The sequence below is a fragment of the Streptomyces sp. NPDC057854 genome (assembly GCF_042797055.1).
Classification (GTDB): domain Bacteria; phylum Actinomycetota; class Actinomycetes; order Streptomycetales; family Streptomycetaceae; genus Streptomyces.
In genome coordinates this window covers 167,948-183,786 of record NZ_JBHVMF010000011.1, presented here as the reverse complement: position 1 = coordinate 183,786, position 15,839 = coordinate 167,948, and the positions used below count along the sequence as shown (strand labels likewise).

The 15,839-nt window shown below is 73.8% G+C and carries 15 protein-coding genes; 2 read left to right on the top strand and 13 right to left on the bottom strand.

Annotation, left to right across the window (positions count from 1 at the left end):
- Nucleotides 1-89 precede the first annotated feature (89 nt).
- A complete protein-coding gene (locus tag ACFVQZ_RS18225) occupies nt 90-1,619 on the bottom strand; it encodes a hypothetical protein (protein ID WP_383623749.1) in 1,530 nt (509 codons plus the stop codon).
- A gap of 55 nt (nt 1,620-1,674) precedes the next feature.
- Nucleotides 1,675-2,664, bottom strand: coding sequence for a serine O-acetyltransferase (locus ACFVQZ_RS18220; protein ID WP_383623746.1), 990 nt, complete (start codon nt 2,662-2,664; stop codon nt 1,675-1,677).
- A 338-nt stretch (nt 2,665-3,002) separates the two neighbouring features.
- On the opposite strand from ACFVQZ_RS18220, the gene ACFVQZ_RS18215 reads away from it, so the two are divergent.
- Entirely contained in the window at nt 3,003-3,515 is a 513-nt protein-coding gene (locus ACFVQZ_RS18215) for an EF-hand domain-containing protein (protein ID WP_383623743.1), read from the top strand.
- 128 nt (nt 3,516-3,643) lie between these two features.
- On the top strand, nt 3,644-3,979 hold the full coding sequence (locus ACFVQZ_RS18210; RefSeq protein ID WP_383623740.1) for an alpha-amylase: 336 nt from the start codon (nt 3,644-3,646) through the stop codon (nt 3,977-3,979).
- Between the two features lie 58 nt (nt 3,980-4,037).
- Here ACFVQZ_RS18210 and ACFVQZ_RS18205 read toward each other — a convergent pair whose 3' ends face one another.
- The 11 genes from ACFVQZ_RS18205 to ACFVQZ_RS18155 are packed head-to-tail and all read right to left on the bottom strand — an operon-like array spanning nt 4,038 to nt 15,645.
- The gene (locus ACFVQZ_RS18205; RefSeq protein WP_383623737.1) at nt 4,038-5,471 is read right to left on the bottom strand and encodes an amino acid permease; all 1,434 of its coding nucleotides are present in this window, start codon (nt 5,469-5,471) and stop codon (nt 4,038-4,040) included.
- 48 nt (nt 5,472-5,519) lie between these two features.
- The gene (locus ACFVQZ_RS18200) at nt 5,520-7,292 is read right to left on the bottom strand and encodes a hypothetical protein (protein WP_383623734.1); all 1,773 of its coding nucleotides are present in this window, start codon (nt 7,290-7,292) and stop codon (nt 5,520-5,522) included.
- Between the two features lie 51 nt (nt 7,293-7,343).
- Nucleotides 7,344-8,606, bottom strand: coding sequence for a kynureninase (kynU, locus tag ACFVQZ_RS18195; RefSeq protein WP_030496351.1), 1,263 nt, complete (start codon nt 8,604-8,606; stop codon nt 7,344-7,346).
- Nucleotides 8,600-9,688 (bottom strand): 4-hydroxy-2-oxovalerate aldolase, encoded by a 1,089-nt coding sequence (dmpG, locus tag ACFVQZ_RS18190; RefSeq protein WP_383623730.1) that lies wholly within the window; start codon nt 9,686-9,688, stop codon nt 8,600-8,602. The genes kynU and dmpG overlap by 7 nt, the downstream gene beginning before the upstream one ends.
- Nucleotides 9,685-10,599 (bottom strand): acetaldehyde dehydrogenase (acetylating), encoded by a 915-nt coding sequence (locus ACFVQZ_RS18185; protein WP_030496349.1) that lies wholly within the window; start codon nt 10,597-10,599, stop codon nt 9,685-9,687. The genes dmpG and ACFVQZ_RS18185 overlap by 4 nt, the downstream gene beginning before the upstream one ends.
- Nucleotides 10,596-11,618, bottom strand: a complete 1,023-nt coding sequence (locus ACFVQZ_RS18180; RefSeq protein ID WP_030496348.1) for an amidohydrolase family protein — start codon at nt 11,616-11,618, stop codon at nt 10,596-10,598. Before ACFVQZ_RS18180 ends, ACFVQZ_RS18185 begins: the two co-directional genes overlap by 4 nt.
- The gene (locus tag ACFVQZ_RS18175; protein ID WP_030496347.1) at nt 11,615-12,187 is read right to left on the bottom strand and encodes a 3-hydroxyanthranilate 3,4-dioxygenase; all 573 of its coding nucleotides are present in this window, start codon (nt 12,185-12,187) and stop codon (nt 11,615-11,617) included. Before ACFVQZ_RS18175 ends, ACFVQZ_RS18180 begins: the two co-directional genes overlap by 4 nt.
- Nucleotides 12,184-12,609: a RidA family protein gene (locus ACFVQZ_RS18170; protein WP_030496346.1), complete on the bottom strand. Its 426-nt coding sequence runs from the start codon at nt 12,607-12,609 to the stop codon at nt 12,184-12,186. The genes ACFVQZ_RS18175 and ACFVQZ_RS18170 overlap by 4 nt, the downstream gene beginning before the upstream one ends.
- Nucleotides 12,606-13,412, bottom strand: coding sequence for a 2-keto-4-pentenoate hydratase (locus ACFVQZ_RS18165; RefSeq protein WP_383623725.1), 807 nt, complete (start codon nt 13,410-13,412; stop codon nt 12,606-12,608). Before ACFVQZ_RS18165 ends, ACFVQZ_RS18170 begins: the two co-directional genes overlap by 4 nt.
- Nucleotides 13,409-14,230: a 2-keto-4-pentenoate hydratase gene (locus ACFVQZ_RS18160; protein WP_383623722.1), complete on the bottom strand. Its 822-nt coding sequence runs from the start codon at nt 14,228-14,230 to the stop codon at nt 13,409-13,411. The genes ACFVQZ_RS18165 and ACFVQZ_RS18160 overlap by 4 nt, the downstream gene beginning before the upstream one ends.
- Nucleotides 14,227-15,645: a 2-hydroxymuconic semialdehyde dehydrogenase gene (locus tag ACFVQZ_RS18155; RefSeq protein ID WP_321193088.1), complete on the bottom strand. Its 1,419-nt coding sequence runs from the start codon at nt 15,643-15,645 to the stop codon at nt 14,227-14,229. Before ACFVQZ_RS18155 ends, ACFVQZ_RS18160 begins: the two co-directional genes overlap by 4 nt.
- Nucleotides 15,646-15,839: the final 194 nt, after the last annotated feature.

The following is a 15,839-nucleotide window of genomic DNA, read 5'->3' as shown; positions in this document are numbered from 1 at the left end:
GAGGGTTCCCGGAACTAGAACAAGATCCTAGTTCACCAGGACCGCACGCGGCGGGCCGGTGCGGGGGAGGGGTACGGCCGGGGCGACGGTCACCGCACTGCCGCGCGGACCCGGCGGACCGAGAGGTCGTCGAGGAGTTCCGCGAAGCGGGACTGCAGTAGGACGCACTCCTCCGGAGACCGGCCCATGATGGTGGCGCCGAGCTTGCCGAAGGGTTCGAGGGCCGTCCAGAAGTGGGGGACCACCCCGCGTGCGCGGGTGTGGTCGAACGCCACGTCCGGCCGGCTGCCGAGCGCGCGGATCACGGCCGGCGCGGTGAGGCCCCGGTAGGCGGGGGAGATCAGGCCGTCGGTGCCGACGTAGTGGACCTCGCTGCCGCGATGGGTCAGCCGGCCGTCCTCGTGCCAGGTGCCCGGCACCAGGGCGCGCACCGTGCGGTGGGGGTGGGTCGTGCCGGTCTGGCGCAGGTTCAGTTCGACGGCCGTGACGTCCCAGCGGCCGTCGGCGTCCCTGCGGGCGAGGAAGTCGATGCCGACGTGCCCGCGTACGCCGGCCCGGCCGAGCGTCTCGGCGGCGGCGAGGGACATCGTGATGACGGCCTCCCGGTAGGCGGCGGACGCCGGGAAGCGGCAGCCGAGGTACTGCAGGTCTTCGCCCAGCACCTGGTCGTGGGTTCCCAGCAGCTGGATCCCGTTCCCGCCGTCGCCGGTGACGTCGCCGATGAACAGCAGGGCGCTGGGGGAACGCTTCTCCCCTGCCGCGGGAGTGGCGAGGTACTGCTCGACGATCGCTCCGTCGGCCGCCAGACCGCTGAGGAACTGGGCGCGCGAGATGTCCCCGGTGAGCGGCCGGAGTGCCCGCAGCGCCGACAGGGCGGCCTCGTACGTGGCCGCGGGGACCGTCACGACGGCCAGGCCGTGGCCGGAACCGTACCCCTCGTTGATCTTCAGCAGCCATCGGCCGGCGCCGTGGGCTCGGACGAGGTCCGCGATCTTCCGGGCCAGTCCGGGGAGGTCGGAGACCGGTTCGTACGTGCCGGGGGCGTGCGGCAGGCCCGCCGCGCGGAAGAGCTGCCGGCTGCCCGCCTTCGAACCCGCCCCCAGCGTCCGGGTCGGCGTCTCCCGGCTCTCCAGACCGAGCCGGGCGGCGAGTTCGTCCATGCGGGAGCTGGCCTGGTAGCAGGACAGGGGCTCGACGGCCTGCCCGCGTTCCCGGGCGCGCGTCACGAGCGCGCGCACCCGGCGCAGCAGATCCGGCCGGTCCAGCAGCTTCTCGCTCAGGTGCCGGTCGGAGGCGTCGTCCAGCCCGACGAGGAGGTGCCGCCGCGCCCGGTCCCCCGGCCCGGCGGCGTCCGGCGGGACGAGGCCGAGCACGTACTGCTCGACGCAGGCGGGCACCGCCGGCGCCTGGAACATCAGCAGGGCCAGGTCCGGCTGCGTCCCCACGTCGAGGGACTCCCACATGCCCCGGACGCAGGAATACCAGCGCCCGACGCCCTGCGCCATCTCCAGTTCCGAGAACTCCTGGGAGGGGCAGGAGATCCGCAGCCGCAGCCGCGGGTGCCGCGCCAGATACGACTCGAAGAGGTCGATGCGCTCCTCGGTGCGGGTGGCAGGCATGGTGATCCGCCTTTCCGCCGCCGGCGCGGGGCCGGGGCGTCCTCGTGCCGCGGGGTCAGCCGCGGGCCGTTGCCCTGGGACTGTCCTGGCCCGTGCGGCACCGCTCCAGGATGTCGGCGACGGGCCGGACGTAACAGGCGAGCAGACCGTCGGAGAGCAGCCCGAGGGCGGCCGGACGCACGGGCCAGGGACCCTCGGGGAGGCAGTGCAGTTCGGTGTCGCCGGACCGCACCACCGTGAGGAACCCGCACGGGACCCGCTCCTCGTCCAGGACGACGGGCAGCGCCGCGCGGAGCCCGTGACCGGTGAGGACGACGCGGCCGTCCAGCAGCGCGACCCCGTGCACGACCGGAGCGTCGCTCGTCAGGGTGACCTGTGTCGTGGACACCACCCTCACCCGCGCCCCGGCCGGGACGTCCGTGGTGACCCGCGCCCCGGGGTCGATGAGGCAGTCGTCACCCACGCACACCGGCCCGAACACGCACACGTCACCGCCGATCTGCACGCGGCTGCCGATGCGGGGATGCCGGCGTGGTCGCACCTGCCCGTCGGAACTCGTCACGATCTCCCGGGCGCCGAGGACGACGTTCTGCACGAAGTAGCAGTCGTCGCCGATCTCGGAGTCCTCGCCGATGACCGTTCCCGTCCCGTGGTCCACCACGAACCGGCGGCCGATCGTCGCACCGGGGTGGATCTCGACGCCGGTGGCGAGCCGCGCCTGCTCGGAGATCCGGCGGGCCCCCGCCGCCAGCAGCCCCGCCGGCACCTCCGGAACGCGCAGGGTGCACAGGGTGTGGGCGAGCCGGTAGGCCATCACCGACCGGAAGCTGAGATACCCGGAGTAGATGTAGCGCTGGTCACCGTGTGCCGCGGCGTCGCGGGCGGCGAAGGCGGCGAGGTCCTCGGCCACCTGGGCGCCGACCTTCGGCAGCACCTTCCGCACCACGTGGTCGGGCAGCCCGGGCCCGCCGGCGACGCCCAGCCGGTCTGCGATGCCCCGCAGATCTCGTTCGATGACGAACCTTGGGATTGCCGGAGATGACATGACATGCCTCCCAGTCCGGCCGAAGCAGAGCCCCGAGCCCCCTCGATTCTCGGCCACCTCGGACCGCACCCCTCCCCGGACGAGGCCATTCGCGTGAATCCACCCCTCCTGACCTGCGACGACTGCGACGCGTCCACAGGGGCGTCCGCCGTGGCGACCCCTCCGTCGGCGGCGACCGCGGCACGACCGAGGGCGTTTCCTTCCGCGCGGTTCCTCGTTTCCCCGCGTGGCGGCGCGTCTCCCGGCGCCCTGCCCGGTGCACGTACTCACCAGGAGCATGGACTGACGGCCAGGGCTTTCTGACAGCGAAGATCGAGCAGGGTTTCGACCGGCTCGACGTGAACGGCGACGGTGTGCTGACGGAGGAGGACCACGTGGCGATGGGCCGGCGGGTGGCGTCGTCCCTCGGCCACCCGGAGGGCTCGCCGGAGACGGAACGGATCGTCGACGCCTATCTGGCGATCTGGCGGGAGGTGCACCTGCCCTTCCTCCCCGCCGGAAGCCAGGGGCTCCCGAAGGACCAGTTCGTCGCCGCGACCCGCGCGCTGGCGCAGGACCCCGGAGCCGCCAGGGCCACGCTCGGGGGCATCGCCGAAACCTACCTGCAGATCGCCGACCTCGACCAGGACGGCCGGATCAGCCCCGCGGAGTTCCTCGCCTTCCAGCGCGGCCACTTCCCCGGGTTCACCGAGGAGAACGCGGCCGAGGCGTTCAGCCACCTCGACACCGACGGCGACGGCGTGCTGTCGCCCGTCGAGTTCACCCGGGCCGTCGTGGAGTTCTGGACCAGCCCGGACCCCGGCGCCACCGGCAACTGGTGGATGGGACAGCCCGTTTCCTCCCGGGCCTGACCGTCCTGCAACTGTTTGCAGCACAAGAAGCTCTGTGTTCCCAGGGGTTAAGGCTCACTTCAACAGGCGTGACTGAAAACCCTTGCAGGGGTTTGCGCAAGTGTGGGTCGTGCTTGAGGATGCCCGGCATGACGAACCTCCTGAAGCACATAGTGCGACCGGCCGCCCTCACCGTGACGAGCGCGGCCGGCCTCCTGCTGGCGCTGGCCGGCGCCCCGTCCGCCGTGGCAGCGACGGGCGACCCGGCCCCGGAGTGCGTGCGGTACTACGCGAGCTGGCGCTACACCGAGGTCTTCAACGGCTGCGGCGACACCGTGGCCGTCACGGTCGCCTACACGAACGGCCAGTCCGCCCCGTGCCGTGTCATCGCGCCCGGCGCCTGGGCGACCTTCGCCGGCTACGGAACCGACGGCAACCACGTCACGGGACTCCGCAGCTGCGACCCCGTCGCCACCGGCGCCTGACCCGGCGACCGCCGGCGTCCGGTCCGGGGACCCGCCACCGGAGGGTCCCCGGACCGGATCACTGGGGACGTCGCCGCGCCGTCAGGGCGTAGCAGGCGAGCAGTACGAGGGTGAAATTGATGCCGATCACGGCTGCCTGCCGCATGTCGGGGACCTTCACCGCCGTCGCCGCGACCGCGAGGACGCCGAGCCCCGCGACGACCGCCAGTTTGTCGCCGCCCCGCACCGAGAAGCCGTTGAACTCGCCGGGGTGCGCGGCACGGTGGCGGCGGAAGGCGACGTACGAGGCCAGGATCAGCAGCCACACCAGCATCACAGCGAAGATCGCGATCGACATCATGATGCCGAAGAGGCCGCTGACGTCGTAGAAGGCAAGCAGGGCCGCGGCCGCGATGCCCACGGTGGACGCGGCGATCGCGACCGCGGGCACGCCCCGGCGGTTCAGCCGGGCCAGCGGCTTCGGTGCGAGGCCGTCGTCGCCGAGCGAGTGGAGCAGCCGGGAGGCGCCGTACAGGTGGGCGTTGGCGGCGGACATGGCGGCGATGAGCACGACCGCGTTGGTGACGGTCGCGGCGGCCGGCACGCCGATCTCGGAGAAGACCCGCACGAAGGGGCTCGCCTCGACGCTGCCGTCGCCGTCCGCCATCTGGCGCCAGGGGATCAGGGCCAGCACCAGGGTGAGGGAGAGCAGGTAGAAGAAGCTGAGCCGCCAGGCCAGTTGGCGCATGGCGGTGCGTATGGTGCGCTGCGGGTCGGCGGCCTCGGCGGAGGCGATGGCGACGACCTCGAAGCCGGCGTACGCGAACATCACCACGGACATGGCCAGCCAGATCGAACTGGCGCCGTGCGGGAGGAAGCCGCCGTCGTCGGTGAGGTGCGCGAATCCGGTGGGCTCGGCGTCCGGCAGCCCGAAGAGGACCAGCAGGGCCGCGCAGAGGATGAAGACGCACAGGGCCGTCACCTTGACGCTGGAGAGCCAGAACTCGGTGGTGCCGAAGGACTTCACGCTGATCGCGTTGACCGCGAGGACGATCGCGGCGACGGCGAGGATCGCCACCGGCATCGGCACCGCCGGCCACCACCAGCGGAGGTAGAGCGCGGAGGCGACGACCTCGGTGCCGATGACGACGACGGCGCTGAACCAGTACAGCCAGCTGCTGAGGAAGCCGGCCCAGGGGCCCAGGTAGCGGCGGGCGATGGTGCCGAACGAGCCCTGCACGGGGTGGGCGGCGGACATCTCGCCGAGCAGCACGGCGATGATCGCGACCAGGACCGCCCCGATCACGTACGAGACGATCACGGCGGGCCCGGCGACGGACATCGCCGAGCCGGACCCGAGGAAGAGGCCGGTGCCGAGCGCGGAGCCCAGCCCGATCATGGTGGTCTGCCGGTGGGTGAGCGAGCGGACCAGCCCCTCGCCGGGGGCGTCGGCGGGTCTGGCTCCGTCGGCGGGCGCCGGGGCGGGGGGTGCGGAGTCGCTGGGTGAGGCCATGGCGGTGGGACCCTTCTGCACGGGGGTGGGAAGAGAGAGGGGGGAGGGTCAGAACTCGCTGGTGCGGAACGGCTCGGCGGGGGCGTCGAGGTCGGGCTTGCCCAGGACCTTCGACGACAGGGCGTAGATGCCGTGGTTGGTCAGGACCCAGGCGATGTTGCGGTCCCACTCCACGTAGACCCCGTGGGTCTGGTTGCCGTACGCGTACTCCGCCGTGTCGCGGCCGTACGCCTTCGGCACGAAGTACGCGGAGATCTCCGGATCGGCCGGGTCCGACACGTCGAAGAACTGCACGCCCGCGTTGTAGAAGCCGTAGCCGAGGACGCCGGCGTCGTGCTTGCCGGGGTTGGTGTAGTAGCCGGTCCGCTTGGGGCCGAAGCTGCCGCGCCGCTGGCAGTAGTCCGTGATGCCGGCCGACCTGGGCGGCACCGGGCGCGGGAGGACGCCGACGACGCGGGGGTTCCTCGGGTCCTTCGCGTCGATCTGGTAGACGTCCTTGTAGGGCTCGTAACAGTCCTCGGTGAGCGGGTAGCCGGAGTAGTAGATCATTCCGGTCTTCTCGTACTGGGAGACGTCGATGTTGTCGCCCTCGGTGCCCGAGACCGACGCCGGCAGGTCGAGGTGGCTCACGGTCCGCAGGTTCGACGGGTCGGAGACGTCGAGGACCGTCAGGCCGTAGCCGCCCATCGCGGCGAAGGCGTAACGCCCGCCCTCCTCCACGGGCCTGGGGAGGAACAGCGGCATCCGGGCGCCCATCCAGCTGGTGCGGTTGCCGCAGCGCGGGTTCTGCCGGTAGGCCGCGTCCTCGCCGGTGCGCTGGCCCGGCAGGTGCCACGTGTCCAGGAGCTTCGGGTGCGCCGGGTCGGTCATGTCCCAGGACTGGTAGCCGGCCGAGTGGAGGTTGGTCGGGTACTCGGTGCCGGAGTAGGTGTCGTCGGGAGCGGTGGCGATGAACATGTACTTCTCGCCCGTCCAGTACGGCACGTCGATCGAACCGGAGCCCTGCTGGGCGGTGGCCGGGTCGCTGCTCAGCGGGTCGGCCTGGGTGGAGTCGGTGGAGACGGTCGCGAGGAGCTTCCAGTCCTTCTTGCGCGGGCCGTCCAGGCGGTACACCTTGAAGCCCTTGAGCCCCGGCTTCTCCCGCAGCTTCCGGACGCCGTCCGGGTGGGTGTACTTGTCGAGCGGCGGACGGTCGGAGAGTTCGGAGATCTGCCGCCTGCTCTCGAAGCTCTGCACCATGACGTAGGCGTTCAGCTTCTTGCTCCACTGGACGGTGGAGGCGCCCCAGTAGTCGTGCGCCGCCCAGTCGCCGTTGGCCCGGGTCTCGTCGCCGCCGACGTCCTCGCGGCTCATCCGCTCGACGACCCGCACCTTCCGCACGTCGGTGACGTCGTAGACGCGGCCCTCGGAGCGGTCGTACTGGAAGAGGTAGCGGCGGCCGTCGAAGTCGACGACGTTCTGCCAGGTGTGGAAGTAGTCGGGCGTGAAGTCGGTGCCCTCGTAGGCCGCTTCGACCTTCATGTTCTTGATGTACGAGCGCGTGTCGTACGCGGCGTTGCGCCCCGGGAAGGGGTGGTCGGACTCCTCGTCGACGGGGGTGAGCGCGGGGTGCCGGAACGTGCCGTCGAGCTGCATGCCGTAGGCGCCCGGGTCGGCGGGCCCGGGACGGCGGTCGTCGCACACGGCGCGGACGTGCGGGTCGGAGGCGGCGGTCGCCGCGGTCGCGCCGGTCGCGCCGGACGCGCCGGGGACGAGCAGGCCGGCGGTGACGGCGGCCGCGGCGACGGTGGCGAGAGCCGTGTTCCTGCGGGTGAAGCGCATCGGACGGTCCTTTCGGGGCAGGGCGGGGAGGGGCGGGAGAGCGGACGGGGGTCAGGTGACGGTGGGGCGTTGTCGGAACTCGGGGGCGCGATGGGCCCCGGAGGTGACGACGTCCCGCAGTTCGGCCACCGCGCGCAGCACGTCGGCGTGCGTCACGTAGAGGGCGTTGAAGCCGAAGCGGAGCAGGTCGGGGGCGCGCATGTCACCGATCACGCCCCGGGCGGTCAGCGCCGCGACCAGCGGGTACGCCTCGGGGTGCCGCAGCGCGACCTGGCTGCCCCGGCGCTCCGGCTCGCGCGGGGTGGCCCGGGTGAAGCCGAGGCCGTCGAGGAGGAGGTCGGCGCACTCCTGGAAGAACCCGGTCAGCGACAGGCTCTTCTGGCGGACGGCGGTCATCTCCACCCCGTCGAAGGCGGTGAGCGCCGCCTCCAGGGCGATCAGGGAGAGCAGCGCGGGGGTCCCGATCCGGGCCCGGGTGATGTCCGCCGCCGGGGTGTACGTCCCCGTCATCGCGAACGGCTCGGCGTGCCCGTGCCAGCCGGTCAGCGGATGGTCGAAGCCCTCCTGGTGGCGGTGGGCGACGTACGCGAACGCCGGCGCTCCCGGCCCGCCCGACAGGTACTTGTAGCCGCAGCCGACCGCGAAGTCCGCGTGCACCGCGTCGAGTTCGACGGGCAGTGCGCCCGCCGCGTGGCACAGGTCCCAGTGCGCCAGGGCCCCGGCGGCGTGCGCGGCGGCGGTGAGCGCCGCCATGTCGTACAGCTCACCCGTGCGGTAGTCGACCGGCGCGTACGCGGCGACGGCGACGTTCCCCGCCTCGGCGGCCAGCACGGCGGCGGCCTCCCGGGCCGGCACCCGGCGGACGTCGAGCCCCAGGAGCCGTCCCACCGAGTCGGCGATGTACTGGTCGGTGGGGAAGTGGTCCGGGTCTGTCAGCAACAGCCGGCGGCCGGGGCGCAGCCGGGCGGCGGCGAGCAGGGTGTTGAAGAGCTGGACGCTGGTCGAGTCGCCGGCGACGACCTGCCCGGGGGCCGCGCCGACCAGCCGGCCGATCGCGTCGCCGGTCCGCACCGGCGCCTCCCACCAGCCGTTGGCGTTCCAGGAGCGGATCAGGTCGGTGCCCCACTGGCGGTGCACGGCGTCCTCGACGGCGGCCGGGACGGCGGCGGGCAGGGCGCCGAGGGAGTTGCCGTCGAGGTAGACGACATCGTCCGGGAGGAGGAAGCGGTCCCGGACGGCGGCGAGCGGGTCGGCGGCGTCCAGCGCGGCGGCGCGGGTGGTGAGGCCGGTGAGGCCGGCGGAGGCGGTCAGCATGCGAGGGCTCCGGAGTCGGGAGAGGCGGAGGGAGCGGGCGAGGGGGAGGGAGAGGCGTCACCGGCGGCGGGCCGGGCGGGCGCCGGGGCGAGGTCCAGGGCGATGTCCGCGAGCAGGTCCTCCTGCCCGCCGACCAGCCGCCGCCGGCCCGCCTCGACGAGCAGGTCCCGGGTGTCGAGCCCGTGCCGGGCGGCCGTCGCCTCCGCGTGCCGCAGGAAGCTGGAGTACACGCCGGCGTAGCCGAGCGTCAGGGTCTCGCGGTCGACCCGCACGGGCCGGTCCTGCGTCGGCCGGACCAGCTCCTCGGCCGCGTCCATCAGGGGGAAGAGGTCGCAGCCGTGCTCCCAGCCCATCAGGTCGAACACCGCGACCACCGGTTCCAGCGGGGCGTTGCCCGCGCCCGCGCCCTGCCCGGCGAGGGACGCGTCGACGCGGTACGCGCCCGCCTCCACCGCCACGACGCTGTTGGCGACGCCGAGGCCGAGGTTGTGGTGGGCGTGGACGCCGATCTCGGTGGCCGGGTCGAGGACGTCCCGGTAGGCGCGGACCCGGTCCCGTACGCCGTCCATCGTCAGCCGGCCGCCGGAGTCGGTGACGTACACGCAGTGCGCGCCGTACGACTCCATCAGCCGGGCCTGCGCGGCCAGTTCGGCGGGCGGCGCGAGGTGGGACATCATCAGGAAGCCGGAGACGTCCATGCCGAGGTCGCGGGCGAGCGCGATGTGCTGGGCGGACACGTCCGCCTCGGTGCAGTGCGTGGCGACGCGGACCGACGTGACGCCGAGCGCGTGGGCGCGGCGCAGGTCGGCGGCGGTGCCGATGCCGGGCAGCAGCAGCGTGGTGAGCCGGGCCCGGTCCAGGACCTCGGCCGCCGCCTCCAGCCACTCCCAGTCGGTGTGGGCGCCGGGCCCGTAGGTGACGGAGGAGCCGGACAGGCCGTCGCCGTGGGCGACCTCGACGGCGTCGACGCCGGCCGCTTCCAGGGCGGTGGCGACGGCCCGTACCTGGTCGAGGGTGTAGCGGTGGGAGACGGCGTGCATGCCGTCCCGCAGGGTGACGTCCTGGACGTAGACGCGGGTCATCGGCCCGTGCTCCGTTCGGCCAGGCGCTCGGCGGTGCGCAGCGCGGCGGCGGTCATGATGTCGAGGTTCCCGGCGTAGGCGGGGAGGTGGTGGGCGGCGCCCTCGACCTCCAGGTAGACCGAGACGAGGAGCCGGGCGCCGCCGCCGAGCCGGACCAGCGGGTCGTCGGCGGCGAGCGTCCGGAACTGCGGTTCCTGCTTGAGCCGGTAGCCGGGGACGTACGCGGCGACCTCGGCGGCCTTCGCGCGCACCGACGCGGCGATCCGGCCGGTGTCGGCGTCGTCGACGAGGCAGTGCACGGTGTCCCGCATGAGCAGCGCCGGTTCGGCCGGGTTGAGGACGATGATGGCCTTGCCCCGGGCCGCGCCGCCGACCCGCTCCAGGGCGCGGGCGGTGGTCTCGGTGAACTCGTCGATGTTGGCGCGGGTGCCCGGTCCGGCGGACCGGGAGGCGATCGAGGCGACGATCTCCGCGTAGTGGACGGGGGTGACGGCGGAGACGGCGGCGACGACCGGGACGGTGGCCTGCCCGCCGCAGGTGACCATGTTCAGGTCGGGCGCGTCCAGGTGCTCGTCGAGGTTGACCGACGGGACGACGTAGGGGCCGAGGGCCGCCGGGGTGAGGTCGATCAGGGTCTTCCCGTACGGGGCGAGCGCGGCGGCGTTGCGGTGGTGGGCGGCGGCCGACGTGGCGTCGAAGACGACGTCGATCCCGTCGAAGCCGTCCAGGGCGATCAGCCCGGCGACGCCGTCGGAGCTGGTCGGGACGCCGAGCCGGCGGGCCCGCGCGAGCCCGTCCGAGTCCGGGTCTATGCCGATCATGGCGGCGGCGGTCACGGCCCCCGAACCGCGGATGATCTTGATGAGGAGATCGGTGCCGATGTTGCCCGATCCGATGACGGCGGCCTTCACCGCACGGCCTCCTTCAGCAGGGGGGTCAGTCCGAAGAAGCGGACGGCGTTGCCGCCGAGGACGGCCTCCCGCTCGGCGGGCGCCAGGCCGCTCTCCCGCACCAGCCGGCCGATGGACTCCTCGCCCAGCGGGAACGGGTGGTCGGAGCCGAGCAGCACCCGCTCCGCACCCATCACGTCCACCAGGAGCCGCAGCGCCCCCGGGTCGAAGACGGCCGAGTCCACGGCGAAGCGCTCGGTGTAGTACGACGGCGGGTGCGGGCTGTCGGCGCGCACGATGTCCCGCCGGTGCCAGGCGTTGTCCGCCCGGCCCAGCAGGTACGGGAAGCTGCCGCCGCCGTGCGCGAACAGCAGCCGCAGCGACGCCGGCAGCCGCTCGAAGGCGCCGGACAGGATCAGCGACAGGATCGTCAGATGGGTCTCGGCCGCCATGCCCGCCAGCCAGGCCAGCATGTACCGGGAGTGGCGCGGCCCGGCCGGCAGGTCCCACGGGTGCACCAGGACGGCCGCGTCCTCGTGCGCGCAGTGCGCGAGGAATTCGAGGAGGGCACCGTCGTCGAGGTCGCGGTCGCCGAGGTGGTTGCCGATGTGGACGCCGTGGAAGCCGTCCCGCATCGCCTCGGTGACCATCGCGCAGGCCGCCTCGGTGTCCTGGAGCGGCACCTGGCACAGCGGAGCCAGCCGGCCGGGGGCGTGCGCCGCGTACCGCAGCAGGTGCCCGTTGACGGTCCGGCACCAGTCGGCGGCCCGCGCCGCCTCCAGGCCGTAGCCGAACAGCAGCGGCGTGCTGGACAGCACCTGCACGTCGACGCCGAGCCGGTCGAGGTCGGCGACGCGGACGGCCGGGTCCCACAGGGTGCGGCGCACCGGCCGGTACGCGGCGGCCCCGGCCATCATCATCCCGGCGTCGGGCCCGTCGGTGGTGCGCAGCCACGGGCCGTCCTCGGAGCCGGTGATGCGGCGCGACTCGGCGCGGCCGATCTCGGGGAAGACGTGCGCGTGCACGTCGACGACGGTCATGCGCCACCCGCCTCGTCGCGCCGGGTGCGGGGACGCAGCGCCTCGGGCCAGTCCTTGCCCGGGTGCAGGGCGCCGCAGTGCCCGCAGGTGCGGGCGGCCTCGTCGGCGTAGAAGGCGGAGAAGACCGGCGGCAGGTCGTCGACGATCGAGGTGAGCTGCACCTCGCTGCGGTGCACCAGGTGGTGGCATTCGACGCAGTACCACTCGAAGGCGTCGCGGTGACCCCGCGGCCGGGCGAACTCGACGACCAGGCCGATGCTGTCCTCCTCCGGCCGCTGCGGGGAGTGCCGCAGGTGCGCCGGGGCGAGGAAGACGTCGCCCTCCCGGATGTGGAGGTCGCGCGGCGGCCGGCCCTCCTCCTCCATGACGCGGAGCACCATGTCGCCCTTGAGCTGGTAGAAGAACTCCTCGATGGGGTCGTCGTGGAAGTCGGTGCGGCGGTTGGGGCCGCCGACGACCGTCACCATCAGGTCGGCGTCCTGCCAGATCTGCACGTTGCCGACCGGCGGCTTCAGCAGGTGGCGGTGCTCCTCGATCCACGCCTGGAGGTTGAACGGTCTCATCGTCATCGGTGCTGTTCCTCGTTCGGGTGCCGGGGGAGGTGTGCCACCGCGCTGATCTCGATCAGCAGGTGGGGATGGGGGAGCTGGTGGACGGCGACGGTGGTCCGGGCAGGACCGGTCTCGTCGAAGTACTCGGCGTAGACCTCGTTGTAGCCGCCGAAGTCGTTCATGCTGACCAGGTACGCGGTCACCGACACCAGGTCACCCAGACCGCCGCCCGCGGCGGCCAGGATGGCCCCGATGTTGTCGAGGACCGCCCGGGTCTGGGCCCGGATGTCGAGGTCGGTGACGCCCATCGGGTCGGCGCTCGCCCCGGTGAAGCCGCCGTCCGGGCGGCGGGAGCTCGTACCGGACACGAAGACCAGGTCGCCCGCGCGCCGCAGGTGCGGGAAGCGGCCGCGTGGCGGCGCCGCGCCGGGGACGATCACGCCGCCTCCCCGGTGGTGAGGCCGACGGAGCCGAGCCGGGCCACGACGGCCCGCACGTGCGTCCCCGGCGGCAGCGGTACGGCGGCGGTCGCCGCCCCGGCGAGGACGACCGTCCCCGGGGCGAGCGGGCCGGCCAGCCGGGCGGCGGCGGTCAGCGCGCGCAGCGGGTCGCCGAGGATCGCGGCCGTCGAACCGGTCTCCGCCGGGCGGCCGTTCACCTCCAGCGCCACGCCCAGGTTCGCCAGCGACCGCAGCCCGCCCAGACCGGCCGCCGGGGTCCAGGGGCCGAGCGCGTACCCGGCGGCGGAGGTGTTGTCCGCGATCACCTCCGGCAGCGAGAAACGGAAGCCGTCGTAGCGGGAGTCGATGACCTCCAGGGCCGGGGCCACCGCCGCGACCGCCGCCGCCGGATCTCCGCCCGGCGCGAGGACCGCGCCCAGCAGGAAGGCGATCTCGGGCTCGACCCGGGGGTGGATCAGGCCGGAGACGTCGCAGCGCCCCCCGTCCGGGATCTCCATCCGGTCCGTCAGCCGCCCGTGGATCAGGTCGGACACCCCCATCTGCCGCATCTTGGCGGCACTGGTGAAGCCCAGCTTCACCCCGGTGGGCCGCTCGCCCCGGGCGAAGCGCCGCGCCAGCAGGGCCTCCTGCACGGCGTACGCCTCCGCGGTGGTGGTGAGGCCGCTGCCGCCGCCGGGCAGCGGGCACGCCGCCAGGGCCGCCGCGTCCAGCGCCTGGGCCAGCGCCGCCGGGTCCACCGGTGCCGTCGGGGCTGCCGGGGTCATCGGATCTGCCGGGGTCATCGGGGGTCTCCTTCCGCGGCGGCCGGCCCGAAGGCCGCGCGCACCGAACCGAGTCCGTCGATACGGGCCTCCAGTACGTCGCCCGGCGCCACCGCCGCCATCGGCCCGAGCGCCCCGGTCAGCACCGTGTCCCCGGCCCGCAGCGGCGTGCCCAGCCGGACGAGCGTGTCCGCCAGCCAGACGGCGGCGTGCAGCGGATGACCGAGGCAGGCGACGCCCGCGCCGGTGGACACCGGCTCGCCGCGCCGCTCCAGCACCATCCCGGCGGTCCGCAGGTCCAGGTCCCGCAGCGGCACCGGACGGGTGCCGAGCACGTACGCCCCGCTGGAGGCGTTGTCGGCGACCGTGTCCACGGCCGTGATGTCCCAGTCGCGGATCCGGCTGCCGACCACCTCGACGGCGGGCAGCGCGAAGGCGGTCGCCCGGATCACGTCGGCCACCGTGTGCCGCTCGTGCGGCAGGTCGCGCTCCAGGACCAGCGCCACCTCGGCCTCGGCCTTCGGCTGGAGCACCGCCCCCCACGGCAGCTCCGCGCCGTCCGGCACGGCGGTGTCGTCGAACAGGGCCCCGAAGTCCGGGGTGCCCACGCCCAGCTGCCGCTGCACGGCGGGCGAGGTCAGGCCGACCTTCCAGCCGGTGATCCGGCGCCCCTCGGCCAGCCGGCGCCCGGTCAGCAGCGACTGCACGGCGTAGGCCGCGTCCAGGTCGCCGGCCGGCAGCAGGTCCCGGACGGGGGCGCAGGGCACCCCGGTGCGGCGTGCCCGGTCCAGGCGCTCGGCGGCGTCCCGCACCGCCGGGTCGTTCCGTGTCGTCGTCACAGCTTCACGCACACGTTCATCGGCTCCGAGAAGAAGTCCAGGGAGTGGTCGCCGCCCTCGCGCCCGATGCCGGACGCCTTCACCCCGCCGAACGGGGTGCGCAGGTCGCGCAGGTTCCAGGTGTTGACCCAGGCGATGCCCACGTCGAGGGCCGGGGCGACCCGGTGGGCGCGGCGCACGTCGCTGGTCCACACGGTGGCGGCCAGCCCGTACGGCCCGGCGTTCGCGAGGGCCAGCGCCTCCTCCTCGGTGTCGAACGGCGCCAGGTGCACGACCGGGCCGAAGATCTCGTCCCGGACCGCCGGATGGTCCTCCGGCAGCCCGGCCAGCACGGTCGGCTCCACCCAGAAGCCGCCGTCCCGCCCGTCCCCGAAGCGCGGCACCCCGCCGCCCGCCAGCACCTCGGCGCCGTCCGCGACGGCCCGCTCCACGTGCCCCAGGACCTTGTCGCGGTGGGCGGCCGACACCATCGGCCCGTAGCCGGACAGCTCCTTCGCCCCGGCGGCCAGCGCCGCCGCGAACGCGTCGAACACCGGCCGCTCCACGTACACCCGCTCGGTGCACAGGCAGACCTGACCGCTGTGGGTGAAGGCGGACCGCAGGGTGCCCGCCACCGCCTCCTCCAGGCCGGCGTCCGCGAAGACCAGGCCCGGGTTCTTGCCGCCCAGCTCGAACGAGACCGGCGCCAGCCGGTCCGCCGCCGCCCGCATGATCTCCACACCGGTGCGGGACGCCCCCGTGAAGGCGACGGCGTCCACCCCGGGATGCTCGGTCAGCCACTGCCCGGCCGCGCCCGGGCCCCGCCCGTGCACCAGGTTGAAGACGCCCGCGGGGACGCCCGCGTCCGCCATCACCTCGGCCAGCAGACAGGCCGTGCCGGGGGTCAGCTCGGACGGCTTGGCGACGACCGTGTTGCCGGTGGCGAGCGCCGGGGCGACCTTCCAGGTGAGCAGCAGCAGCGGCAGGTTCCACGGCGAGACCACCGCGACGACGCCGAGCGGCTTGCGCACCGTGTAGTTCAGCGCGCCCCGGCCGTCGGGCGTCGGGGTGTGCCAGGACCGCTCGCTCCGCCCGGCCAGCAGATCCGCGTAGGAGCGGAAATTGGCCATCGCGCGCGGGATGTCGACCGTCGCGGCCAGCTCGCGGGGCTTGCCGGTGTCGGCGCACTCGGCGGCGGTGAACTCCTCGAAGCGCGCCTCGATCCCGTCGGCGATCCGGTGCAGCAGCCGCGAGCGCTCCGCCGGAGTCCACGCGGCCCACGGCCCGCGCAGCGCCGCTCGGGCCGCGGCCACGGCCCGGTCGACCAGCTCCCGCGACGCCTCCGGCACCGCACCGACGGTGCGGCCGGTGACCGGATCGACGAGCGGGAACGGTACGCCGGACGCGTCGAACCCGCCTCCTGTGTAATGCCGCACGGGTGAACTCACCTTGCAGACCTCCGTTGCTGGGCCGGGAGCTGTCCGAAACTCACCCCCGGGGCGTGCCGGTATAGTGCGCCCACCCAGCTATGCCGATCCAATGCCGATCGGTGCGAGAGCTATAGCAATCCCGGTATGTCACGGCGCGGCCCGCGCCCCGGACACCCCACCGCCTCCCCGGAAGGAGCCCC

Excerpts from the sequence above, each read along its gene's own strand:
- ACFVQZ_RS18225 (WP_383623749.1), bottom strand. The coding sequence starts at position 1,619 with ATGCCTGCCACCCGCACCGAGGAGCGCATCGACCTCTTCGAGTCGTAT.
- ACFVQZ_RS18220 (WP_383623746.1), bottom strand. The coding sequence starts at position 2,664 with ATGTCATCTCCGGCAATCCCAAGGTTCGTCATCGAACGAGATCTGCGG.
- ACFVQZ_RS18210 (WP_383623740.1), top strand. The coding sequence starts at position 3,644 with ATGACGAACCTCCTGAAGCACATAGTGCGACCGGCCGCCCTCACCGTG.
- ACFVQZ_RS18205 (WP_383623737.1), bottom strand. The coding sequence starts at position 5,471 with ATGGCCTCACCCAGCGACTCCGCACCCCCCGCCCCGGCGCCCGCCGAC.
- ACFVQZ_RS18200 (WP_383623734.1), bottom strand. The coding sequence starts at position 7,292 with ATGCGCTTCACCCGCAGGAACACGGCTCTCGCCACCGTCGCCGCGGCC.
- kynU (WP_030496351.1), bottom strand. The coding sequence starts at position 8,606 with ATGCTGACCGCCTCCGCCGGCCTCACCGGCCTCACCACCCGCGCCGCC.
- dmpG (WP_383623730.1), bottom strand. The coding sequence starts at position 9,688 with ATGACCCGCGTCTACGTCCAGGACGTCACCCTGCGGGACGGCATGCAC.
- ACFVQZ_RS18180 (WP_030496348.1), bottom strand. The coding sequence starts at position 11,618 with ATGACCGTCGTCGACGTGCACGCGCACGTCTTCCCCGAGATCGGCCGC.
- ACFVQZ_RS18175 (WP_030496347.1), bottom strand. The coding sequence starts at position 12,187 with ATGACGATGAGACCGTTCAACCTCCAGGCGTGGATCGAGGAGCACCGC.
- ACFVQZ_RS18165 (WP_383623725.1), bottom strand. The coding sequence starts at position 13,412 with ATGACCCCGGCAGATCCGATGACCCCGGCAGCCCCGACGGCACCGGTG.